This is a genomic window from Streptomyces sp. NPDC058653 (genome assembly GCF_042716895.1).
GTDB lineage: Bacteria > Actinomycetota > Actinomycetes > Streptomycetales > Streptomycetaceae > Streptomyces.
In genome coordinates, this window is sequence record NZ_JBHXRM010000004.1 from 183442 (window position 1) to 206042 (window position 22601).

22 protein-coding genes are annotated in these 22601 nt (G+C 70.5%); 11 read left to right on the forward strand and 11 right to left on the reverse strand.

Annotation, left to right across the window (positions count from 1 at the left end):
- Nucleotides 1-222: 222 nt before the first annotated feature.
- Genes ACFWU9_RS05585 through ACFWU9_RS05595 form a run of 3 tightly spaced genes read left to right on the forward strand, consistent with a single transcriptional unit; the run spans nucleotide 223 to nucleotide 1428 of the window.
- A complete protein-coding gene (locus tag ACFWU9_RS05585; RefSeq protein WP_384315075.1) occupies nucleotides 223-405 on the forward strand; it encodes a hypothetical protein in 183 nt (60 codons plus the stop codon).
- A gap of 7 nt (nucleotides 406-412) precedes the next feature.
- Nucleotides 413-718, forward strand: a complete 306-nt coding sequence (locus ACFWU9_RS05590; protein ID WP_384315076.1) for a hypothetical protein — start codon at nucleotides 413-415, stop codon at nucleotides 716-718.
- Nucleotides 719-729: 11 nt separating this feature from the next.
- Nucleotides 730-1428 carry a DUF4240 domain-containing protein gene (locus tag ACFWU9_RS05595; protein ID WP_384315077.1) on the forward strand — a complete coding sequence of 233 codons (699 nt, stop codon included), beginning with the start codon at nucleotides 730-732 and terminating at the stop codon, nucleotides 1426-1428.
- An 82-nt stretch (nucleotides 1429-1510) separates the two neighbouring features.
- Here ACFWU9_RS05595 and ACFWU9_RS05600 read toward each other — a convergent pair whose 3' ends face one another.
- Nucleotides 1511-2578 carry a hypothetical protein gene (locus ACFWU9_RS05600; protein ID WP_384315078.1) on the reverse strand — a complete coding sequence of 356 codons (1068 nt, stop codon included), beginning with the start codon at nucleotides 2576-2578 and terminating at the stop codon, nucleotides 1511-1513.
- 601 nt (nucleotides 2579-3179) lie between these two features.
- Entirely contained in the window at nucleotides 3180-4076 is an 897-nt protein-coding gene (locus ACFWU9_RS05605) for an HpcH/HpaI aldolase/citrate lyase family protein (RefSeq protein WP_384315079.1), read from the reverse strand.
- A 154-nt stretch (nucleotides 4077-4230) separates the two neighbouring features.
- Between ACFWU9_RS05605 and ACFWU9_RS05610 the strand changes: the two genes are divergently transcribed.
- Complete coding sequence (locus tag ACFWU9_RS05610) at nucleotides 4231-5238, forward strand: MBL fold metallo-hydrolase (protein ID WP_384315080.1); 1008 nt, start codon at nucleotides 4231-4233, stop codon at nucleotides 5236-5238.
- The gene (locus ACFWU9_RS05615; protein WP_384315081.1) at nucleotides 5238-6413 is read left to right on the forward strand and encodes a CaiB/BaiF CoA transferase family protein; all 1176 of its coding nucleotides are present in this window, start codon (nucleotides 5238-5240) and stop codon (nucleotides 6411-6413) included. The genes ACFWU9_RS05610 and ACFWU9_RS05615 overlap by 1 nt, the downstream gene beginning before the upstream one ends.
- Before the next feature lie 85 nt (nucleotides 6414-6498).
- On the opposite strand, the gene ACFWU9_RS05620 is transcribed toward ACFWU9_RS05615, so the two are convergent.
- Both ACFWU9_RS05620 and ACFWU9_RS05625 read right to left on the reverse strand, forming a co-directional pair.
- Nucleotides 6499-7254 (reverse strand): GntR family transcriptional regulator, encoded by a 756-nt coding sequence (locus ACFWU9_RS05620; RefSeq protein ID WP_384315082.1) that lies wholly within the window; start codon nucleotides 7252-7254, stop codon nucleotides 6499-6501.
- Nucleotides 7255-7378: 124 nt separating this feature from the next.
- Nucleotides 7379-8116, reverse strand: a complete 738-nt coding sequence (locus ACFWU9_RS05625; protein WP_384315083.1) for an alpha/beta fold hydrolase — start codon at nucleotides 8114-8116, stop codon at nucleotides 7379-7381.
- 86 nt (nucleotides 8117-8202) lie between these two features.
- On the opposite strand from ACFWU9_RS05625, the gene ACFWU9_RS05630 reads away from it, so the two are divergent.
- The 5 genes from ACFWU9_RS05630 (at nucleotide 8203) to ACFWU9_RS05650 (ending at nucleotide 13854) form a co-directional block, all read left to right on the forward strand.
- The gene (locus ACFWU9_RS05630; protein WP_384315084.1) at nucleotides 8203-9045 is read left to right on the forward strand and encodes an ABC transporter ATP-binding protein; all 843 of its coding nucleotides are present in this window, start codon (nucleotides 8203-8205) and stop codon (nucleotides 9043-9045) included.
- 131 nt (nucleotides 9046-9176) lie between these two features.
- Entirely contained in the window at nucleotides 9177-10226 is a 1050-nt protein-coding gene (locus ACFWU9_RS05635) for an ABC transporter substrate-binding protein (protein WP_384315085.1), read from the forward strand.
- A complete protein-coding gene (locus tag ACFWU9_RS05640) occupies nucleotides 10226-11101 on the forward strand; it encodes an ABC transporter permease (RefSeq protein WP_384315086.1) in 876 nt (291 codons plus the stop codon). Before ACFWU9_RS05635 ends, ACFWU9_RS05640 begins: the two co-directional genes overlap by 1 nt.
- Nucleotides 11098-11958 (forward strand): ABC transporter permease, encoded by an 861-nt coding sequence (locus ACFWU9_RS05645; RefSeq protein ID WP_384315087.1) that lies wholly within the window; start codon nucleotides 11098-11100, stop codon nucleotides 11956-11958. The genes ACFWU9_RS05640 and ACFWU9_RS05645 overlap by 4 nt, the downstream gene beginning before the upstream one ends.
- Before the next feature lie 111 nt (nucleotides 11959-12069).
- Nucleotides 12070-13854 (forward strand): CocE/NonD family hydrolase, encoded by a 1785-nt coding sequence (locus ACFWU9_RS05650; RefSeq protein WP_384315088.1) that lies wholly within the window; start codon nucleotides 12070-12072, stop codon nucleotides 13852-13854.
- Nucleotides 13855-14359: 505 nt separating this feature from the next.
- On the opposite strand, the gene ACFWU9_RS05655 is transcribed toward ACFWU9_RS05650, so the two are convergent.
- The 7 genes from ACFWU9_RS05655 to ACFWU9_RS05685 form a co-directional block, all read right to left on the reverse strand.
- Nucleotides 14360-14791 (reverse strand): DUF4259 domain-containing protein, encoded by a 432-nt coding sequence (locus tag ACFWU9_RS05655; protein WP_384315089.1) that lies wholly within the window; start codon nucleotides 14789-14791, stop codon nucleotides 14360-14362.
- 356 nt (nucleotides 14792-15147) lie between these two features.
- Entirely contained in the window at nucleotides 15148-16191 is a 1044-nt protein-coding gene (locus ACFWU9_RS05660; RefSeq protein ID WP_384315090.1) for a LacI family DNA-binding transcriptional regulator, read from the reverse strand.
- Nucleotides 16192-16237: 46 nt separating this feature from the next.
- Nucleotides 16238-17185, reverse strand: coding sequence for an ROK family protein (locus ACFWU9_RS05665; protein WP_384315091.1), 948 nt, complete (start codon nucleotides 17183-17185; stop codon nucleotides 16238-16240).
- A complete protein-coding gene (locus ACFWU9_RS05670; protein WP_384315092.1) occupies nucleotides 17182-18903 on the reverse strand; it encodes a class I mannose-6-phosphate isomerase in 1722 nt (573 codons plus the stop codon). The genes ACFWU9_RS05665 and ACFWU9_RS05670 overlap by 4 nt, the downstream gene beginning before the upstream one ends.
- A gap of 253 nt (nucleotides 18904-19156) precedes the next feature.
- Nucleotides 19157-20125 (reverse strand): aldo/keto reductase, encoded by a 969-nt coding sequence (locus ACFWU9_RS05675; protein WP_384315093.1) that lies wholly within the window; start codon nucleotides 20123-20125, stop codon nucleotides 19157-19159.
- The gene (locus tag ACFWU9_RS05680; RefSeq protein ID WP_384315094.1) at nucleotides 20122-20961 is read right to left on the reverse strand and encodes an amidohydrolase family protein; all 840 of its coding nucleotides are present in this window, start codon (nucleotides 20959-20961) and stop codon (nucleotides 20122-20124) included. The genes ACFWU9_RS05675 and ACFWU9_RS05680 overlap by 4 nt, the downstream gene beginning before the upstream one ends.
- Before the next feature lie 94 nt (nucleotides 20962-21055).
- Nucleotides 21056-21379 carry an L-rhamnose mutarotase gene (locus tag ACFWU9_RS05685; RefSeq protein ID WP_384315095.1) on the reverse strand — a complete coding sequence of 108 codons (324 nt, stop codon included), beginning with the start codon at nucleotides 21377-21379 and terminating at the stop codon, nucleotides 21056-21058.
- A 251-nt stretch (nucleotides 21380-21630) separates the two neighbouring features.
- Here ACFWU9_RS05685 and ACFWU9_RS05690 point away from each other — a divergent pair, with 251 nt between their 5' ends.
- The gene (locus ACFWU9_RS05690) at nucleotides 21631-22503 is read left to right on the forward strand and encodes a FadR/GntR family transcriptional regulator (RefSeq protein ID WP_384315096.1); all 873 of its coding nucleotides are present in this window, start codon (nucleotides 21631-21633) and stop codon (nucleotides 22501-22503) included.
- Nucleotides 22504-22601 lie beyond the last annotated feature (98 nt).

A 22601-nucleotide genomic window follows, 5' to 3' on the forward strand; every position in this document is an offset into this window, starting at 1 on the left:
CCCAAAACCCCCTCGGGGCTTTTTTCACCACACCGGCGCCTAAGTAAAAATTTGGGGGGTATGCCGCGCCCGTTGTGGTGGCGGCCGCCCCGCCAACCCACACCCCCGGGTCCTGTCGCATGGGCCCGCTCGACCCTCTCGGCCCGGCATGTCCTGGGGCTGTCGTCGCCCAATCGGTACGTCAGGAGGCTGGGTTCAAGGGCGCCAAGGATGTCGGGCGTCATGGATTCGAACCTTGAGCTGGCCGCTGAAGCGGGCGATCCAACCGCGATGCGGATGTTCGGCAAATACCTTTTTCACGGGCCCGACCAGAAGCAAGACTCGGCCGGCCGATGGCTTCCTGCTGCGGTGGAAGCCGGAGACGCCGAGGCAATGGACAACCCTCATTGTTTTCTACTGGTATAAGTCCAGAATGAGGCGCCCTCATGGTCAGAACGAGGAGACCGCTTCAGGGTTCTGGCTTCGGCGAGCTGCGGATTACGTCGGCAAGACGTTGAACTTCAAGACCAGGCTCGGGGATCAACTTGACAGTGGGCGGTTGAAGATCCTCGATGACGTCAAGTGCACACACGTATGTGGCACAGGGGGCGACGTTTTCATCGCTGAGTACCTCCGCGTGGAGGAGTTGAAGCGCCAAGGGTTCGGCTGGGCAACAATCACTTCGCCCGGCAAGAAGAAGCTGCAACAAAGAGGGGTCCAGAAATTGGAGCTCTGGTGAGGGTGGATCATGTGACCGACTTCTGGGGCATCATCGGGTCGAATCCCGCTCAGTCGGGAGACGATGTGCGGTCAGCTCTCGATCGGGTCTCCGGGCGACTTGATGGGCTGGATGCGACCGATTTGGTCAAGTTCTCCGAAGAACTGCGTGGGGCTCTTTATGGGATTGACAGGCGGGAGCTGGCGGAGATCCCAGTGGTGTTGGCGGTTGGCTTGGAGCTGCCGCAAACAAGCGACCACTTCCTGTATTCGCGTTGCGGGTGCATCTTGGCTGGCAGGGGTGCGTACGATGCGGCCTTGAGATCGGCCTCAGAGTTTACGTGTTTCGTCAGACCATTTTTCCAGGCCGCAGAGGGTCTTCTCTATCTCGCTCCTAGTGTTTACGAGAGGAAAGTCGGCAGGGAAATGCGGGCGGTCGAGCGGGACGTCGACGGCACCACGAGTCTTCTCGTGGGGCCGTCGGCCGGGCGTGGCCGAGGAGTTCCTGATGACGCATCACCCCCCGTCGTCCCCCGGGCCCGCACCCGACTCGGCCTCGGAGGACCGGCCTGGATCCACGATCACCCCGGCGGGGCCGCGCAGCGCGCCCGACTTGATGACGCGGATGCGCAAAGCAGCGAGAAACCTCCGCGCTTGGGGCTCCAGGAGTGCCGACGACACTCCAGACGCGCCATCGGCGAAAGCGGAAGATTACGGCTTGCGGCGTGCTAGTCGGCCAATCCCTCGGCGCGGCGGGGGCGTCGGCGTACCCTTTCGATTTTTGGGGTCAGGAGGAATTCGGCCCTGTCGGTTCTCAGATGCTGGCGGGGCGGGCTTTGCGGACCGTGGTTTCGCGGATCGCGCCGTAGAACTGCTCGCCGTGGTAGGTCCACGGCAGTGCGTTCACATAACCGTCCACCAGCCGGAACTGCTCCAGTGCCGCGTCGTACCGCCCCTGCCGGAACAGGAAGTAGGCGAGCAGATGGCGCAGTTCCGCGAGGCGTGGGTGGTCGGCCGGGGCGGCTGCCGCGTCGGCGAGGGCGGCGTCGACGAGCGACGTCAACTCGGTGCTCCGATAGGCCGACGCCTTCACCGTGGTGTCGAGGTGGGCTTCGAACCACGCGATGAGCGGAAAGGCCGACATCAGACTCCCCAGCGGTGCGTTCGCCGCCGCGCGTGCCGCGAACGCGTGGGCCAGTTCGTCGGACCCCCGCCACTTCGCGCACCAGTACTGGAGGGCGCTGAAGTGGGCCTCGAAGTGGTGTGGGGCGCGGGCCGTGACCTCTGCCCACAGACGATCCATGTCCGCGTGCGGGTAGCCGAGCCCGAGCGCCGTCCAGATCTCGGTGATGTACGGAGTTGGGTCGTGGGGGTTCAGCGCGGCGGCCCGCGCGATGTCCTGGCGTGAGCGGTGCAGAGTCCGGTGGAAGCCGTCGGCCTGTTCGCGGCTGGTGCGCGACGCGCTCTGGGCACCCCGCATCCGCCACGCCAGTGCCACCGTGGCGCGAGCCCGTACGACCGCCGCATCCGGGTCGTCCTGGCGGGCCTTCTCCCAGGCGAGGAGCCAGCTCTCGTCCGCCCCGATGTCGCTGAGTCTCTCCGCGTACATCGAACGGCGTTCCCAGTCCGTCCCGGTGTCCGCGAAAAGCTCGGCGGCCGGCCGCCAGTCACCGGACCGGGCCGCCATGAGGGCGGCTTGCAGTTCGGGCTCGGGGGGTCCGGCCAACTCTTTGTCCAGCTGGGCTACGGGAAGTAGACCCAGTCTGATGGAGCGCGCGGACTGTCTGGGATTGCCGGAGGCGATCACGGAGTCGTAGCGACGAGTCTTGAACCAGTAGTAGATGACGACCGCGCCCACGATCATGGGGAGATACCGAAGCATGGGGTCCTCTCGGTGGCGATCGAGGGGACGGGCGTCCACGGGACGCCTTCTCCCCACGACGGAAGGTCATGTCCTCCGGAAAGGGACATGGAAGGCGTGGGGGAGGGCGACTGTGGGGGATGGTGAGTATCCCGTACCGGGCGTCGGCACCGCAATGGATCTAGGACTTGTCCGGTTGATCATGTCGCTGGTCAGGGTGCGAGTGTGGCCGAGACGAGCGTGAGCAACGAGACCAGCAGCATGGTTCGCCTGTGGGGCGAGCCGTGAGGAACCGACCACCGGATGCGTCCGGGTGAGGTGTTCACGGCGGACGGCGAACCGGATGTTGGCGGTCTGGGACTGGCCGTCGGCCGGCTCCCGACGCATGAGCAGCCGGTCGCCAACCTCACCCGGAAGGGCGCCCAAGGGGTGATCGATCAACGCGCCATCGCCGAAGTCACGGTCGCGGTCGACGCGCTGACCACGCCCACCCCCGCCGGACCACGCCCACCCCCGGCAGGACCTACACGCCGACCGGTCCCGAGTTGCTGAACACGTCCAACCAGGCAGTGATCCTGGGGAACGTACTCCGTCGACCCACCGAGAGCGTCGATGTGCCGCTCTAGACCCCGTCAGCCCGGGCCCCGCCCGCCCCGGCCCCGCCCGCCCCATCCGCCCGGCCGGTGAGTTCGCGTGCGCGGCGGACCGTCGCCGCGTCGACCATCGCGCCACCGCTGTCGCGGAATACACCGTCGCCCGCGCCGACGCGCCGCTCGAAGAGGTCCAACAGGGCGTGTGCGTCGGCCAGTTCGTCCGGGGCGACGCCGAACACCTCGTTGGCGACGGCGACCTGGACCGGGTGGATACAGGCGCGCCCCTGGAAACCGAGACCGCGCAGCCGCAGACTCGACGCGCGGAACGCCTCGGGGTCCGAGGTGTGCACCGAGACGGGCGCCACCGCCGAGACGAGACCGCGCGCGGCCGTGTGCGCGACCGTCAGCCCGCGTGCCCAGTCGAGCAGGTCGTCCCCGGCGCCGGAATCCGGTGTCATCCGCAGATCCGCCCGTAGGTCGACCTCGCCCAACTGGAGGTGCCGTACGCCGGGGCGGCCCGCTGTGTCACCGAGGGAGAGCAGCCCGGTGGCGCTCTCGATCAGCAGCCCCAGCGCGACCGTCGTGTCCGCGACCAGTGCCAGCAACTCGTCGAGGTCCGCCCCGGCGGTCGCCTTCGGCACCCACAGCCCGTCGACGTGTCCGTCTGCCAGTAGCGCGCGGGCGTCGTCCCGGCCGCGGGCGCCCTCGTTGATCCGTACCCACAGCTCGGGCGCCTCGCCGGCTTCGGCGGCGCGCTCCCGGGCGAAGGTGACGGCGGCGGAGCGTGCCTCGTCCTTCCGCGCCGGCGCCACGGCGTCCTCCAGATCGAGGATCAGCGCGTCCGCCCCGGAGCGCGGCGCGGCACGCAGAAAGCGGGGCTGGTCGGCGGGTACATACAGATGGGAGCGGGGCGGCTGACCGGGCACGGAGACTCCTTACACATCATGAATCAGATGATGCATTTTCCATGACGATGATGTAGCTTGCGACTCACCATACTTCAAGTCCGAGTGCCGTGTGCGGAAGTGGGCATGCGCCCGGACGTGGGACCCGGACTCGTAACTACGGGAGGACCGCGGCGTGTTCGAAGCCGACAGCGTGACGATTACCGTGCTGGTCGAGAACCAGGTGGACATGCTGCTGCCCGACCAGGCCAGCCCCACCGGGGGTGACGGCGGGGGAGTGGACGACCACTGCGTCTCCCGGTACGGACTCATCGAGCATTTCGATCCCAAGCGCGTCCCGCCCCAGGCGGAGAACGGCATCAGCTTCCTGGTCGAGGCCGTACGGGGCCGGCACAGCGTGCGTGTCCTGTTCGACGTCGGCCTCACCGGCACCGTCCTCGAACACAACATGCGGGTGCTCGGCGTCGACCCCGCCTCCGTCGACCATGTCGTGATCAGCCATGGCCACCCCGACCATTTCGGTGGAATCCACCGCTTTCTCGACCTCGCCGGGCGCCGTATCCCGGTCGCCACCCACGCCGACGCGGAACTGCCGCGCTACGCGGTCATGGGAGACGGCCGCACCTCCTCCGTCTACAACGCGGCGTTCCGGTTCGGCGAGGTGGAGAGGTCCGGCGGCGTACCCGTACTGACCCAGGACTCCCTCGATCTCGGCTGCGGTGTGCACACCACCGGTGTGATCCCCCGGAAGGTCGCCTTCGAGGCGGGCGCCGCACCGGCGTTCAAGCCCGGCGACCCCGGCCTCTACCAGGTCTCGGCGGAGGGCAAGCTGCGCCGAGACGAGGTCATGGACGAGATGGGCCTGGTGATCGACGTACGCGGCGCCGGGCTGGTCGTCCTCACCGGCTGCGCGCACGCCGGTGTCGTCAACACGATCGAGCAGGCACGCGCCGTGTGCGGGCCCAAGCCCGTCCGCGCCGTGATGGGCGGCTTCCACCTGGGCTTTCCCACCACCCCGGCGGAGAACGTCGCCCTGACCGCCGCCGCCCTTCGCGAGCTGGAGGTCGCGACCGTGATGCCGATGCACTGCAGCGGACTGAGCACCCATACGCGGCTGTCCACCGACATGACCGCCAACTATGTGCAGCCCGCGGTCGGCACCGTGCTGCGCTTCGGCCGCTGATGGCCGGCGACCTGCGGGGCATCCGGGTGATCGCGGTCGAGCAGGCCGTGGCCGCCCCCCTGTGCACCCGCCATCTGGCCGACCTCGGAGCCGAGGTCGTCAAGATCGAGCGGCCCGGCGGCGGCGACTTCGCCCGCGGTTACGACGAGAGCGTGCACGGTCTGTCCAGCCACTTCGTCTGGCTCAACCGGGGCAAGCGCAGCGTCGTACTGGACCTGAAGACCGACCCGGGACGGCTCGCGCTGCGCCAACTGCTCGCCGGCGCCGATGTGCTGGTCTGCAATCTGGCACCCGGCGCGCTGGATCGGATCATCACCGACGAGGCGCTGGCGGAGCTCAACCCGCGCCTGGTCCGCTGCTATCTGTCCGGATACGGGCCCGCTGGCCCCTACGCCGGCCGCAAGGCGTACGACGCGCTCGTCCAGGGCGAGGCCGGCACGATCTCCGCCACGGGCACGCCCGAGACCCCGGCCAAGCCCGGCGTCTCCCTGGCCGACCTGGCCGGCGGGTCGTACGCGCTCGGCGCCGTCACCTCCGCCCTGTACGCGCGCGAACGGACCGGCCTGGGGCAGCGGATCGACGTCGCCCTGTTCGACGTACTGCTGGAGTGGATGAGTCCGCTGCTCCTGGCCGAGCTGCACTCGGGGTCGGCGCCCCCGCCGGCCGGACTGCGGCACGCCAGCATCGCGCCGTACGGCCCCTACACGACGGCCGACGGCCAGGACGTGCTGATCGCGGTGCAGAACGAGGGACAGTGGCAGCGGCTCTGCCGCACCGTGCTGGCCGACCCGGCGCTGCTGGCCGACCCGGACTTCGGCTCCAACACCGCCCGGGTACGGCACCGTGAACGTACCGAACGGGCGGTGCAGGCCCGGCTGATCACCCTGTCCACCGCCGAGGTCACCGCCCGGCTCGAAGCGGCGGACGTACCGCACGCGCGGCTGAACCAGATCGCCGACGTACTGGCCCATCCGCAGGCCGAGGCCGCCGGACGCTGGTCCGAGGCGACGCTGCCTGACGGGCGGGCGGTCCGCGTGGTCACCTCACCGCTGCACCGCACACCGGAACCGCCGGGCGGCCGGCGGGTGCCGGGGCTCGGGGAGCACACCGCGGAGGTACTGGCCGAACTGGGCCTGACCGAGGCGGACATGACGCAACGGGAGCCGGCCGGCTGAGGCGCGGCGGCCCTTCGGCCTCCCCGGTCCCTGGCGCGCGCTGGGGACCGGGGAGCCGCCCGTCCGGCGTCCGGCGCGGCGCCGCTCAGTCGTTGTCGACGTCGAACGGGTCGGCCACCGGACGGCCCGTCAAGTGCTTGCCCAGCGCCAGGAAACTGCGCGAGAGGTGCCACTCCGTGGCCTTCGCCAGCGCGTCCCCGTCGCCGAGGCGGGCGGCGGCCAGCATGGAACGGTGCTCGTTGGAGGTCTCGTCGGCCCGGTCGTGGAGAACCTGGAGCACGTCCCAGGGGAACTTCTGCCAGAGCTGGTCGATCTCCGCGGCCAGCCCCTCGTTGCCGCACTTGGCGTAGAAGAGGAAGTGGAACTGGTAGTTGGACGCGTTCAGCCGCGCCCTGTCCCCCTCCTCGGCCGCCTGCTCCATGTCCGTCACCAGCCGCTCGGCGAGGTCGATGTCCAGCGGGGAGAGCCGCCGGGCGGCCCGCTGCATCGCGTACGGCTCCACGAGACGCCGCAGCAGGTAGACGGTCTTGACCTGCTCGTAGTCGGCGTCCGCGACCCGTACGCCCTTGTGCGGCTCGCCGACCAGCACACCCTCGGCCTCCAGCAGCCGCAGCGCCTCGCGGACCGGGGTGATGCTGGTGTCGAACATCGCCGCGAGCACGTCCTGCTGGATACGGCTGCCCCGGGGCAGCTCACCCTCGCTGATCATCCGCCGCAGCTCGGTCGCGATGCGGTCCCGTTTGGTCGGTGCCTTCGCCGGCTTCGGCACTGTCTTGGCGACGCGCTTGGGTACGACGCCGTCAGTCGTGGCGGTCTTGGTTCGTCGGGACTGCGGCGGCATGTCGTGGTCCTTCTGTCGTGGCGCTCGGCGAGCGGTGGGGAGCGTGCGGGGTGCGGTCGGCGGGCCTGACGAGTGTCCCATCGAACGGAACGAACCGTCCGGCACGGGCAGTTGAGGAGGTGTCTCAGTCCGGGGGCGCCGTGCCGATCCCGTCGTGGAAGGTGGCGAGCGCGGCGGCGAAGGCCGCCGGCTCGTCCAGATAGGCGACGTGCCCGGCGCCGGGCACCACGGCGGCGGTACCGCCGAGCCGTCCGGCGAGCGCGTCGGCCGCGCCGGCGGCAACCCGGTGGTCGCGCGCCCCGCGCAGCACCCGGCAGGGGAGCGCGAGCGGGGTCGCCGAGGTATGGGCGCGCCAGCCGAGCGTGGCGCGCAGGGAGTCCAGCAGCACCTCCGGCCGGGTGCCCGCCATCGCGTGGCGCAGCAGGTCCCGGTGGCCGGGGTCGGCGGACAGGAGCGTGCTGTCGACGTAGGCGCGGGCGAAGTCGGCGACCCCGTCACGCTCCAGGGCGGCCCGGGTGTCCGCCGGCCTGCGGGCCGCCTCGGCGCCGTCGGCCGGGGGGAATCCGACCAGCGTCAGCGAACGCACCCGCTCCGGATGCCGCTCGGCCAGGGCGAGCGCGACGAGTGCGCCGAGCCCGGACCCGACGACGTCGACGGCTCCGGTTCCGTCGTAGGCGGCCAGGGCCACGCCCACCGCCCCGTCCACGGTGAACGGCTCGGCGGCGCGTGCCCCGTGACCGGGCAGGTCGAGCGCCTCCAAGTGCCGCCCGCCCGCGCCGAGATGGTCCAGCGCGGGCCCCCAGGTCGCGGCGGAGCCGCCCCAGGTGTGCAGCAGGAGAAGAGGGGTCGCCCTCGTGGTCATAGGCACCTCACACCAAGATGATGCATTTTCCAGTTTCTGAAGTATAGCTATTGCGTGTCAGGCATCTTAGACCCAGAATCCCGTCTATGACCACGATCAAATCGGTAGGCCGAGCCGTACCGGCCGACGACGGAAACGACACCCGGGCCGCCGTTGGCGCCGGTGCCGGCTCCGGCGCCACGGTGCTGCTGGACGGGCTGACCATGCGATTCGGTGAGCGCACGGTCTCCAAGGACATCAACCTGACCATCGGCGCCGGCGAGGTGCTCTCCATCGTCGGCCCGTCCGGCTGCGGCAAGACCACCCTGCTCCGCGCGGTGGCCGGCCTCATCCCGCCCGCCGAGGGCGCGGTCCGTATCGACGGCCGCGCGGTGGACGGCACCCCGGACGGCGTGGCCATGGTCTTCCAGCACTTCGGCCTCTTCCCCTGGAAGACGGTCGAGTCGAACGTCGCCTACGCGCTGCGCGTGCGGGGGACGGGCAAGAAGGAGGCCCTCGACCGGGCGCGGGAACTGATCACCCTCGTCGGGCTCTCCGGCTTCGAGAAGTCGTATCCGCACCAGCTGTCCGGCGGTATGCAGCAACGCACGGGCCTGGCCCGGGCACTTGCCGTGCGCCCCCGGCTGCTCCTCATGGACGAGCCCTTCGGCGCGCTGGACGCGCAGACCCGCGAGGTGCTCCAGTTCGAACTCCTGCGCATCTGGCAGGACCACCCCGTGACGATGCTGTTCGTCACCCACTCGATCGACGAGGCCGTTCTCTTCGGCAACCGGATCGCCGTACTCAACGGCCGGCCCAGCGGGGTCGCCGAGCTGATCGACGTACCGCTCCCGCAGGACCGGGACCGTTCCGTACTGGCGACACCGGAGTTCCTGGCGATCCGCGAACGCGTCTGGTCGCTCGTCATGAACGCCGAATCCGGCCGCTGACCGACCACCCGCCCACCGCCCCGCCCGGCACACGGCCCGCGCGCCCCGCCGACGCACCCACCCCACGCACCGCCACACCCACCCTCAGCCCAGCCGTGCACCGTCGCGCGGAAGAAGAAGGAGCAATTCCCATGAACGTTCCGCGGCGCAGGTCCGCCCTGGCCGGTGCGGCCACCGTCCTCGCCCTCGTCGGCGTTCTCGCCGGCTGCGGTGACGGCGCCTCCGACACGGCGGCGGGTTCCGCCCCGGGCGGCGGCGGCAAGATGACCATCGGCGTGCCCGGCATACCGCCCATCTTCCTCAACACCGTGATGTACGTGGGCGAGAAGCAGGGCTTCTTCAAGGACCGCGGTCTCGATGTGACCCTGCGCCCGCTCACCACCGGCGCCGACGTCGGCCGCGCGGTGCAGAGCGGCGAGATCCAGGGCGGCATCATCGGCACCCCGGGCGCCGTCGCCCTGCGGGCCACCGGCGGCTCGGTCGTCTCCGTGATGGGCTTCCCCAAGCCGACCTATCTGCTGGCCAGCACCGACCCGGGCATCAACACCTGTGAGGCGGTCAAGGGCAAGACGGTCGCCGTGGACGCGGTCGGCGCCCCGAAGGCCCTCGCCCTGGCCGGCATGCTCAAGAGCTGCGGACTCGGCCCCAAGGACGTCAGCACCATCAACGTGGGCGGCCCGCCGACCGTCGACGCGCTGGTGGCCGGGCAGGTCAAGGTCGCCGTACTGCACCCGGACGAACTCGCCACCGTCCAGGAGAAGATCAAGCCCGGCACGGAGGCCAAGGAGATCATGACGCTGGCCGGCGTCGACCCGCTGGAGCACTACACGGTGCTCGTCGCGCCCAAGAGCGCGCTGGAGGGCGCGGCCCGCGAGCAGTGGGTCGATCTGGTCGCCGCGGTACGCGAGTCCGTCGCGTACATGAACGACCCGGCCAACCTCAAGGAGGTCGCGGGCGTGGCCGCCGGTCTCACCAAGGAGCCTTCGAGCGTCACCGAGGCGGCGCTGCCGAAGTTCCTCTCGCTCGGAGTCTGGCCCAAGACCGGTGACGGCCTGGACCGCGCGGCCGTCGAGCACACCATCGAAGGCGCCGTCGCCGCGGGCAACGTCCCCAAGCAGAAGGCGCCGAGTTACGACGACATGGTCGACCCGTCCGTGTTCGCCGACGCGACGGGCAAGTGATGGGTACGCCCCCGGCCACCCGCCCGGCGGCCGGCTCCGTGCCACCGGCCACGTCCGAGCCGCCGCTCGGGGCCGTGCCCCCGCAGGGCCCGAGCCGCCCGCGTCAACTGACCGCCGGTGTCAGGCGCCGGCTGGTCCCGCTCGCGATCTCCGCCGCCGGTCTGCTCGTCGGCCTCGGCCTCTGGCAGTGGGCCGGCCGGCGCGACCCGGTGCTCTTCGCCACCCCTGGGCGCTCCCTGTCGGCACTGGCCACCCTCACCGAGGACGGCACGCTCCCGAGCGCGCTGCTCTCCTCGGGCCGGCTGCTCGTCGTGGGACTCGCCCTCGCGATCGTCGGCGGAGTCGGCTTCGGCCTGCTGCTCTCCCGGGCCCGGCTGCTGCGCAGCAGCACCGACTGGCTGCTGTTCGCCCTCCAGTCCGTCCCGATCGTGGCCCTGGCCCCGCTGATCCTCTCGGCGTTCGGCTTCGGACTGCCCGCCAAGACGCTGGTGGTCTTCCTGACAGCGGTGTTCCCCATCGCCGTCAACACCGCGGAAGGAGCACACCGGGTGCCGGCCACGCTGCTCGAAGTCGCCCGCACGTTCCGCAGCAGCGAGTGGCGGATCTGGAAGGACGTCCTGCTGCCGCACACCGTGCCGTACGCCATGACCGGCGTACGCCAGGGCATCGCGATGGCCTTCGTCGGCACCCTCGCCGCCGAGTTCTTCCTCAACGCCAGCGGCGTGGGCGGGCTGTTGCTCGCCGCGAGCACCCGGTTCGACTCGGCCACCGTGCTCGGGCTGACCCTGCTGGTGTCGGTCCTCGCCGTCGCCCTGATGGGCTGCGGCCGGGCCGTGGAGGGCTACTTCGCACGGTGGCGGGAGGCGAAGTCATGACCCCGGAGACGATGACCGACGCGACCACCCGGACACCCGCCCCCGAGCCCGCCCGGACCCGGACGAGGCCCCGGCGCGCCGACCGCGGGGACCGCCCCGTCGGACGCCGCGCCGACGTCCTCGGGAAGCTGACCGTCGCCGCCCTCGTCCTGGCCGTCTGGGAACTCTCCGTACGGCTGTGGCTGCCCGACTACCTGCCCACCCCCTCCGGTGTCGCCGGCACCGCCTGGCCGACCCTCACCTCGTCGGACTTCGGTACGGCGCTGGGCGAGACCCTCGGCGGAGTACTGCTCGGCCTGCTCATCGGCTGCGTCGCGGGCACCGCACTCGGCCTCGCCGTCGGACGGGTGCCGTGGCTGCGCCACCTCACCTCGCCGTACGTCAGCGGTCTGTACGCCATGCCGATGCTCGCGATCGTCCCGATGGCGACGATCTGGCTGGGCTACTCCAGCGACACGCGGTTGGCCGTCATCGCCCTCTCGGCGTTCCTGCCGTGCGTGGTCAGCACCGGCGACGGCGCCCGGAACATCCCCCTCCAGCTCTCCGAACTCGCCCAGATGCTCGGGCTGTCACGCCCCCGGGTGGTGATCGACGTGACGCTGCCCGCCACGCTCCCCTTCGTCGTCGCGGGCGTCCAGGTCGCCGTCGGACGGGCCCTGGTCGGCGCGGTGGCGGTGGAGTTCCTGGCCAGCCTGCCGGGCCTGGGCACGTTCATCCTCACCAACGCCCGTTCGTTCGACCAGGACGCGGCGTTCGTCGCCGTCCTCGTGCTGGCCCTGCTCGGCATCGCCGCGCGCACCGGGACCGAGGCGGCGCTGCGCCGCCTCGCGCCCTGGCATCTGCACGTCAACCGCTGACGCCCGAGCGGCCGGAAGACCCCGGACCACACAGACGCGGACACAGCCCACACAGCCCACAGCCCACACAGCCACAGCCACAGCCACATACACAGGCGCAAGGAGCGAGAAATGCCCGACCACGGCGACGACGCACGGCCGCTGCGGACCGAGATCGTCCACGGCATGCGGGTCGAGTGGGACGTGCCCGTCGAGATGGACGACGGGATCGTCCTGCGGGCAGACGTGTTCCGCCCGGTGACCGACGGACCGGTGCCGGTGATCATGACCTACGGCCCCTACGCCAAGGGGCTGCCCTTCGAGCGCGGTTACCCCAGCGCGTGGGAGGCCATGGCACGGGACCATCCCGACACCGTGACCGGCACCTCGAACACGTACCAGAACTGGGAAGTCGTCGACCCGGAGAAGTGGGTGCCGGACGGCTACGCGTGCGTGCGCGTCGACTCGCGGGGGACCGGCCGCTCACCGGGCCGTGTCGACCCGTTCTCGCCGCGCGAGACCCGCGACTTCCACGACTGCGTCGAATGGGCGGGCACCCGCGACTGGAGCAACGGCCGCGTCGGGCTCAACGGCATCTCCTACTACGCGATGAACCAGTGGCAGGTCGCCTCCCTGCGGCCCCCGCACCTGGCCGCCATCTGTCCCTGGGAGGGCGCGTCGGACTTCTACCGCGACGGCTCCTACCAAGGAGGCATCCGCTCCACCTTCTGGGACCACTGGTACGACATGCAGGTCAAGACCGTCCAGTACGGCGTCGGCGAGAGCGGCGGGCGCAACCCGAACACGGGGCAGCTCATCTGCGGCGACGACATCCTCGACCCGGCCGAACTGGCCAAGAACCGCACCGACCTGGGCGCGGACATCGCCGCGCACCCGTTCTTCGACGCGTACCACCGCGACCGGTCGGCCGACTGGGACGCCATCGACGTACCCGTCCTCAGCTGCGGCAACTGGGGCGGACAGGGCCTGCATCTGCGGGGCAACGTGGAGGGCTTCGTACGGGCCGCGTCCGGCGCCAAGTGGCTGGAGATGCACGGACACGCGCACTGGCCGCTCTTCTACACCGACTACGGCGTCGACCTCCAGAAGAGGTTCTTCGACCGCTATCTGAAGGACGAGCCCAACGGCTGGGAGGACCGATCACCGGTCCAGCTCCAGATCCGGCACGTCGACGCGACCTTCACCGAGCGCGGCGAGGACGCCTGGCCGCTGCCGTCCACGCGGTGGACGAAACTCCATCTGGACGCGGCCGGTTCGTCCCTCGCCGCGGAGATGCCGACCGCCGGGGCAACGGCGGAGTTCACCGCACTCGGCGACGGCGTGGAGTTCAGCACCCCGCCGCTCACCGAGGAGACCGAGATCACCGGCCCGCTGGCGGCCAGGCTGTACGTCTCCAGCAGCACCACCGACGCCGACCTGTTCCTCGTCGTACGGGTCTACTCGCCGGAGGGCGAGGAAGTCGTCTTCCAGGGGGCACTGGACCCGCACACCCCCGTCGCCCAGGGCTGGCTGCGGGCCTCGCACCGCCGGCTCGACCCCGAACTGACCACCGCCCACCGGCCGTACCACCGCCACGACCGGGCCGAACCGCTGGAGCCGGGCGAGGTGTACGCACTCGACATCGAGATCCTGCCGACCTGCCTCGTCATCCCGGCCGGCTACCGGATCGGGCTCCAGGTACGCGGCAAGGACTACGTCTACCCCGGCCCCAGCGCCCGGCTGTCCAACCTGAAGAACGACCTCACCGGGTGCGGACCGTTCCTCCACAACGACGACCGCGACCGGGTGGCGGGGACGTACGACGGCCGGACCACGGTCCACACGGGCGGCGAGCACGACTCGTACCTGCTGCTCCCCGTCATCCCGCCCACTCGACGCGGACAGCGCACACCCTGAACTCCGGCACGCGGGAGGCCGGGCCGAACGCCGGGCTGGCGGAACGCATGAAGGCGGTGTCCACGCGGACGGCATCGGTGACCCGCGCGGACGCGACCGCCCGGCGGCGCAACAGCACGCGGGAAGACCGCGTAGAAGGGGATGACGGCCAACGCGGGGCGTCCAGTACCTGAGGCGTCGCGGCGGCCGTCAGGGCGATGGTCACCGCCAGGGCGCCGATGTCCAGGTGCGGAGCTTGCCGTAGTAAAGACCTGCGTCCATGGGGTATGGAAGCTGGGAGGGGGCGGAACCCGCCGCCATTCTGCGCAATTCCTGCCGCAGAAGCCGGGAGGCCGACAGACGACACGCTTCCCCGACTAGCGAAAGGTGCGCGCACTGGACCGACATGTCCGAAACCGCCCGTGCCGCAGTCCTCCAGCGCACACACTCGCGCGACCAGGTCGCTGAGACGGAAGCCCGAACAAGAGTGGGTCCCGGCCCGAGCTCTATTGATGGTGATGCTGTGTCATGAATCAGAGCCGAAGAGCGGGATGGTGGGTGGCGGCGGGGCAAGTACCGCGCGAAGGCTGTTGAGCTCTGCCCGCCATCGTCTCGCGTCATCTGGGTCGACCCAGTTCGCGGCCAGTCCGGACTCGTCGCCGACGACGCGGGAGAGGGCCTCGTCGGCGAGTATCCGAAGATCGGCGGGGAAGACCGGCATCGGTGTTTCGGGGCCGTAGGACAGGTCGGCGGGGTCCCCGTCCTGGCATTGCGCCGCGATCAACGCGGCGGCTGCCACTGCCTCCTCCGCCTCCACAAGGTAGCCGGTGGCGTCGGCGGTGCGCGTGAGGACACCTCGGATCAGGGCTTCGCACTCCTCGGGCCCGGCGTTGTCCAGAGCGTCGGCGAAGTCCGCGGCTGTGTCGTTGTCGAAGGGGCCGGTGTTCCAGGTGCCCATGCTGATCTCCTTGCGAAGGTCTCGCGGGATCCTCGCATCAGTCACTGACAACACGGTTACGGGGAGCATCTTGATCCGGTCGGCACGCCTTTCGACAACACCCCGGTTCCGTGCGGGTGATGACGGCACTGAGGCTGCGGCCGGAGCCTGCGGAGATGGGGGAGGCCGCCTCTCCCTTTGAGGGCATCGAGCCACTACGGCATCCGTCGCCCCCGGCGCTGTCCTCGGTCTCCCAGGTCCGCGTCGCGGAACACGGATGTCGGCCGCCCCGGGGCACCGGCAGAATCCCGCCGTTCCGCCCAACTGCCCGCCGCTGAAACCGGCGCTCGCCTCGACGGCGAGTGTTCCGGCGGTGGTCAGGCCTTGCGCGGCGGCCCGTCGCGGAGGCGATCGTCGGGTTGGGGACCGTAGCGCATCAGACGGGTCGGGACAGTGATGCGTCGGGCGGCAGGGGGGTCGGAGCCCTGGTGGCTCAGGCGGTCGATGAGGAGCCGTGCGGCCTGTCGGCCGATTTCGTCGGCGTCGTACGAGACGAGCGTCAGTGGGAGGCCGAGGATGTCGGAGAGGTCGAAGTCGTCGAAGCCCGCCAGAGGCAGAGTGGTGCCGGCCTTGTGGAGGGCTCGGATCGCGCCCTGGCTGATGCGGTTGTTCGTGCAGAACAGCGCTGTGGGGCCCTCGGGAAGGCCGAGGAGTTCGAGGACCGCGCGCTCGGCCGTCGCGGCGTCGACAACGCCCTGCCGTATCAGGGCGTTGTCCGGTTCCACGGCGGTTTCCTCGTGTGCCGCCCAGAATCCGCGCAGGCGCTCCGCCCCCGTGTACAGCGCCGGCGGGTTGCCGAGGAAGGCGATGCGGGTGTGCCCTTCTGCCAGAAGGCAGGCGGTCGCCTCGCGCGCGCCGTGGAAGTCGTCGACCAGCACACAGTCGGTGTCGAGCCCGGCGGGTGGTCGTGCGGCGAGGACGACCGGGACGTGGCGCATGGCATCAGCCAGGTGCTGCTGCCGGCTGCCGGCGGGGACGACGACGAGCCCTTCGACCCGGTGGTCGACAAGGCTGTCGACAAGACCGGGCTCGCGGTCCGTCCGGTCGCCGGTGTTGCTGAGGACCATCCGGAAGTCGTGTTCGGTGAGGACTTCCTGGACCCCGAGAGCGAGACGCGAATAGAACGGGTTGGCAAGGTTGGTGACAACGAGACCGATCATTCCGCTGCCACCGAGCCGCAGGCTGCGCGCGGTCTCGTTGCGGCGGTAGCCGAGACGGTCGACCGCGGCGAAGACCCGTTCGCGGGTGGCTTCGGAGACCCCGGGATCGTTCTTGATCACCCGCGAGACCGTCATGGCGCTGACCTTCGCGAGTTTGCCGACGTCATGCATCGTCGGCCCGCCCCCTCGGCGCGCGGTCATGCCCCTTCTCCTTCCGCCGTGGCGGCGTACCCGACCTGGTCAGCCCTCAAAGCACCGTGCCCGGCGTGTCCCGCGCCCAGCGGGCGGCTCCGATCAGCGGTGCCTCCGCGGGCCGCCCGGCCGGCAGCACGCGCGCGGTGGTCCCGCCGGTGAGAAGCAGCCCCGCGGACAGCGCAGGCTGGATCAACCCCCACGACTGGGCCATGGAACCACCGATCACCACCGCGGTCGCCTCGAAACGATCGATCCACGGGGCCAGGGCCTGGCCGAGGGTTTCGAAAGCGTAGCGGAAGGCCTCCGAAGCGGCCGGGTCGCCCTCGATGGCCAGCGCGGCGATCTCATGGACGTCCGGCGGGGACCGATGTTCCGCGACGCCCCCTACCCCGACCCCGACGCGGGCGTACCGGGCGCGGATGGCGCGGCGCGAGACGAGGTCCTCCAGAGGTCGGCCGTGCACGGTCAGCCGGTGCACGTGACCGTCGGGTGGTACGCGCGTGCCGTCATGCACGGGCCGACCGCCGCGAAGGAAGGACGAGCCCACGCCAGTGCCCAGCGTCAGGCACACCACACGCTCGTGTCCCGCCGCGGCGCCCGCGTGATACTCGCCGATGGCGAAGGCGTCGGCGTCGTTGAGGAAGCGCAGCCGTTCCGCCCGGTCGGCCAGCCGTCGGAGCAGTCCGGCGCCGACATCGACACCGGACAGTGCCTCGAACTTCCCGACGCCGGTGAAGCGGCCCATCCCGGTGGCGTAGTCGAAGGGGCCCGGTATGGCGACTCCCCAATTCCCCCGGTGCCCCGCGGGCAGTTCCAGTGCGGCCCGGGCGATGGCGTCGAGGATGCCGTCGGCCGCGACGTCGGAGCCGAGGGGCCTGCGGACCACCGAGGACGGGAGGGTGCGTCCGGTCGCGGGGTCGACCAGCGCGGCGGTCACATGTGTCCCGCCGATGTCCAGCACGGGTATGGGCGCATCGGCCCGCTGCGCGGCACCGGTCACCGCTCGACAACCAGGGCCTTGACGATGTGCACCTCGTCGCCGCCCACCGGGCGGATGCGGTAGGGGCCGGTCGCGGCGGGCACGGTGATGGTCTCCGCGAAGGCCAGGAAGTGGCTGCCCGCGTGGCGGGTTTCGAGAACGGCGCCCTGGCCCGCGGCGACGTTGAGTATGTGGAAGCGGCCGGCGGTGTCGTCGGTGATGCCGGTCTCCGGGGCCATGACCACACGGTGGACCGCGTAGAACATCTCGGGCAGCGCGCCGATGATCTCCTCGCGCCATCCGTCGCCCGCGCGCAGGGTGCGCGGCTGCTGTATCAGGTCCTTCGTCACGTCGTCCCCCCGCCGGGTGGTGTCCAGGTTGGCGAAGCCGTGTGCGTAGGGGAGCAGGCGGGATGCGCCGGCGGCGTCCTTGCGGAGCCAGTCGTAGAAACGCAGGGAGTACAGGTACGGTGTCGCGCTCACCTCCAGCACCAGGTTGCCCGCTCCGGAGGCGTGCGGGGTGCCCGCCGGGATCATGAACAGCTGGCCGACGGTGGCCGGGTGGGTCTGGATGTGGTCCTCGACGGCCATGGGGGTGCCCTGGGCGATGGCGTCCTCGACCTGTCGGCGCATGACGTCGGGATCCGCGTGTTCGGTGAGCCCGAGGAGAACCTGGGCGCCTGGCTCGCTTGCGGTGATGTAGTACGTCTCGTGCTGGGTGTAGGGCCAGCCGAAGACCTCCCGCATGTACTGCTCCTGCGGATGGCAGTGCAGGGAGAGGTTGCCGCCGCCGATGGTGTCGAGGTAGTCGAAGCGGATCGGGAAGGAGGTGCCGAAGGTGCGGTGGACCTCTTCGCCGAGCATGGCCTTCGGGTGGAGGACGCAAAGGAGTTGGAAGGGGATCTCGACCTGTGGCCCGCCCCTTCGGCCGATGAGGACTCCCGCCTCGGGGGCGATCAGTTCGTAGCCGAGGGCGGTGTTGCCGCCTTCGGGGGTGAAGCCGAGTTCGCTCGCTGCCCATTGGCCGCCCCAGGGCGTGGAGTTGAAGTAGGGGCGGGTGCGTACGGGCCCCCGAACCAGATGTTCCAGCGTGCCGCGCATGGTGGCGCCGTCCAGTGAGGCGGGGGCCGACGCCTCCTGGGTGTCGATCCACCGGTCGATCCGTGGCGCTTGCGCGTCGCGGTGGCGGTCCAGCACGGGCCAGTCGGTGTAGAACAGCCCCACCAGTTGGCCGGGTTCACCGGGGCCGGTCAGGTTCACGCCCACCGGCAGGTGTCCGTGGGCTACGGCGGCCTCGGCGTACCGCTTGGGCAGGTCCGCGTACCAGAGCACGTCCGGCTCGCACAGTCCCGCGCCCGGTCCGAACACCACCACCACACCGTCGTCGGGGAGCCCCTCGGCCCGGGGGACGGTGTCGAAGAGGTCCCCGACCCGCGCCTCGGACAGGGGAGTGAAAAAGGGGTCGCCGACGGGGGCGGGCCGGGCGGTGATCCGCTCGGCGGCGTCCGGTGCGTAGTGGTGTCGTACGTCCATCAACTCCACCTCGCGGCCCCTGGAGCGGAGGGCGGCGGACAGACCGTCGGCCAGCAGGGCCCAGTCCAGCGCGGCGGGACCGTCCACCGACAGCGTCAGCGGACCGGGGGGCAGTTCGGCGACCGCAGCGGGCCAACCGGCGACCACCTGCCCGGCCACGGGTTCGTAGCTGGGGCGGGCATCGTACGAACGAGAGGTGGACGGCACGCTGTTCTCCTCGCTGGGCTTTGGGTGATGTTAACGATAACAACGCTGTCGGGAGTGGTCCACCCCTCCGACTCTCAAGGAACTCTTCTCTTCGTCACGCATCTGAACTGCTGTGATACGGAGATGTGGACTCAACGGCGGGTATGAAGACCGACGTTCCACCGACGCAGTCGGAGAGGTGACGTTAACCAAAGACGATCGACTGCTCGCGCGGATGGTCCCGGTCCCGCCTGGGCTCAGCGGCTCACGGGCCTCATTCTCTTCCGGCGATGCTGTCGAGATCGGCCCATGCCTCATCGGTCAGGTCGACTCCGGCCCAGCGGGCGGCGGCCCGTACCTCGTCAGCCGAGCGGAAACCCGCCACCACGCAGGCCACTTCGGGGCTGCGCAGAGGGAACCGCAGGGCGGCGTGCGGGAGTACCGTCCCGTGGCGGGTGCATACGTCGACGAGGCGGTGGACGCGGTGCAGCAAAGGCGCGGGAACGGGACCGTAGTCGAAGGTGGCGTCGGGAGCCGGGGAAGGGCGGCTCAGGAGACCGGAGTTGAAGGGTGCCGCGGCCACGACCGAGATGCCTCGCGCGGCGCAGGCGTCCAGCAGCGGTCGCGCGGTGCGGTCGAGCAGGGTCCATCGCCCGGCCACCATGACGGTGTCGATGTCCGTCTCGGTGACGGTCCGCAGGAGCGGGCCGACGGCGTTGCCGCCGACGCCCACCGCGCCGATGACGCCCTGGTCGCGCAGGTCCAGCAGCGCCGGAATGGCTTCAGCGACGGCGGTGTCGAGGTGGTCGTCGGGGTCGTGCACGTAGACGATGTCGACCCGGTCGAGCCCCAGGCGATCGAGGCTGGCGTCCAGACTCCGCAGCATGCCCGACCGGGAATAGTCGGGGCGGCGGATCAGGGTGTCGGGTACGGCGAAACCTCCGGCCGGCAGATCGGACCCGGTGGGAGCGGGGTGAGGTTCCAGGAGCCGTCCGACCTTCGTCGAGACAGCGAACTCCTCCCGCGGTCGGCGGGCGAGCGCCGCGCCCAGGCGCCGTTCCGACAGCCCCAGGCCGTAGTGCGGCGCGGTGTCGAAGTAGCGCAGCCCGGCGTCCCAGGCGGCGTCGACCGTCGCCCGCGCCTCGCCGTCGCTGATGGCGCTGTAGAGGTTGCCGAGGGGAGCGGCACCGAAACCCAGGGAACTGACACGCACCTCCGTGCGCCCAAGCCGCGCCACGGTCATGCCGGGATTCCGTACCAGCGCGCGGCGGTCCCACCGAAGACGGCGGCGCGTTCCCCGTCACTCAAGTCCTCGCAGAGAGCCTCGGCCACGGCGAGGACATCGTCGTAACCGGCTGTCAGGAGGCAGACCGGCCAGTCCGATCCGAACATGACGCGCTCCGGCCCGACCGCCGACCACAGCACATCGGCGTAGGGGCGCAGTGCGCGGGCCGGACTGTCTCCGGCCGGTACGCGGGTCAGGAGGCCGGAGAGCTTCACGGCGACGTTGGGGGAGCGAGCCAGTTCGCCCATCCCGGCGTTCCAGGCTTCCAGGCCTCCGTCGGTGATCAGGGGATTGCCGGCGTGGTCCAGGACGAAGCGCACGTCGGGCAGTTCACGTACGGTCCTTACCGCGTCGGCCAGTTGATCGGGCCGCACCAGCAGGTCGTAGGAGAGACCGGCCGCCGCGACGGCCCGCAGGCCGCGCCGGACATCGCGCTGGGACGTCCAGTCGGATGCCGGTTCGTCCTGGATTCCATGACGGATCCCCACGAGTGCGGCGCTGCCCGGAGCCTCCCGCAGTTCGGAGAGGCGGTCGGCGATGGCGGGGTCGGTCAGGCTCGTCCATCCGACGACGGCCCTCACATGAGGGTCCGTGGTCGTCAGAGCGAGCAGTTCCGGGGTCTCCTCGGCGTCGGCCACGGTCTGCACGACGACGGTCGCGTCGACGGCGTGCCGCTCCAGCAGGGGGCGTAGCTCCGACGGGCCGAAACTGCGGTGCAGTTCGGGCAGGCCATGGACCCAGGGCTGGTCACGGACCGTCAGGTTCCACAGGTGGTGATGGGCGTCGATCCGCATGGTCCGTTCCGGGGTGAGGGAAGAGCGGGTGGGGTGCCGGCGGCCCGCGTGCCGCCGGGGAAGGTGAGGAAGCCGGGGCAGCCGGGAAGCCGGGTCAGTCGAGGTGGAAGATCTCCTCGGCGCCCGCCCACAGCTCGCCGTCGGCCGCGGTGTCCAGCGGCTGCTGGCAGGGGTCGGTCAGGGCCCACCACCGCTGCGTGGTCGGGTCGGTGGCGATGGCGGCCGTGTCGGCGGCGTAGTCGTCGCCGGTGTATTCGAGGTAGCTGAACAGCACTCCGTCGCGCAGGAAGATCGAGTAGTTGCCGATGTTGGCGCGCTTGAGCGCGTCCAGGACGCCGGGCCAGGCAGCGGCGTGCAGAGCTCGGTACTCGGCTTCCTTCTCCGGGCGCAGCCTGACCACGGCGGCGTGGCGTTCCATCTCTCACTCCTCGTTTCGCGGTCGCAGCACGTCCGCAGCCTGGTCCGGGACCGGGTTCCCCGGCACCCCGCGATCGAGGATGGATGTGCTTCATTCGACGCTCAGGACCATAAGGATGTGATCGGTCCGGCGCAACAGGGGTGCTCAGATGCCCACCAAGCAGGCGCTCTGGCCCGTTAAGTCTGGTTTCAAAAGTGATCACCGTCTACATCTATCCATCACGTAACACGGATGTCATAGTGACCCACCAGATGAACCAGATTCATTTCGCCAGTGAGAAGGAGTGCATCGTGGCCAATCCGTCGCGCGTCCCGGGCCGGGGAGACGATGACACCTCACGTCCCTACCGGCCGGGGTACGAGCTGGTGGCCGAGCAACTGCTGGACCACATCGCGGAACAGGGGCTGCGTCCCGGTGACCGGCTCCCCACCGAGAAGGGCCTCGCCGAAATCCTTGGTGCGACCCGCAACGTCACCAGGGAGGCCGTGAAGGTCCTCGCGGCCATCGGCCGGCTGAGCGTGAGGCGGGGAGCCGGCATCTTCGTCGCCGAGGGGACCGGGGGACTGGTCGACGACCAGACGGCCCAGTTCCGGCCGACGAGCATGGAACACGTCCTGATGCTGCTGGACTACCGATCGGTGATCGAGTCGGAGACGGCCCGGCGCGCCGCCACCCTCGCCACGCCCATCGAGGTGCGCGCCATCAAGGAAAGTGCCCAGACCACACTGGACTGCGCCGTACGGCACGACGTGCACGCCTTCGCCCGCGCCGACGCGGCCTTCCACGACGCGGTCGGCGCCGCCTCGCACAACGTGTTCCTCCGCTCAAGCGTCGCCGGCGTGCGGCGGCTCGCCGGTCAGTCCGACGTGCTGCTCTTCCACGGCGACGCTCCCGGCTCCCTGGAGGTCGCGGCGCGCCAGCACCTCGCCATCGCCGAGGCGGTCTCCGCGGGGGAGGCCGTGCTCGCCGAGAAGCTGATGCTGGAACACATCGCCACCACCCAGAGCCAGTTCGAGCGCAAGATCCGCGACCGGCTGTTCAACCTCGGTGACCGCCCCGCCCCCGGGACACCGGTCAGCGACGGTCCCGCGAATTCGTCACCGCCGCACACGTCGGCCTCGTAAGCCCTGTCCGGCCTCGTACCCGCCCTTGTACCTCCCCCTGCGGCACGACGGCCGCCCGACAGCCCAGGACGCCGTGGACGACCGGCGTCCTGGGCCAC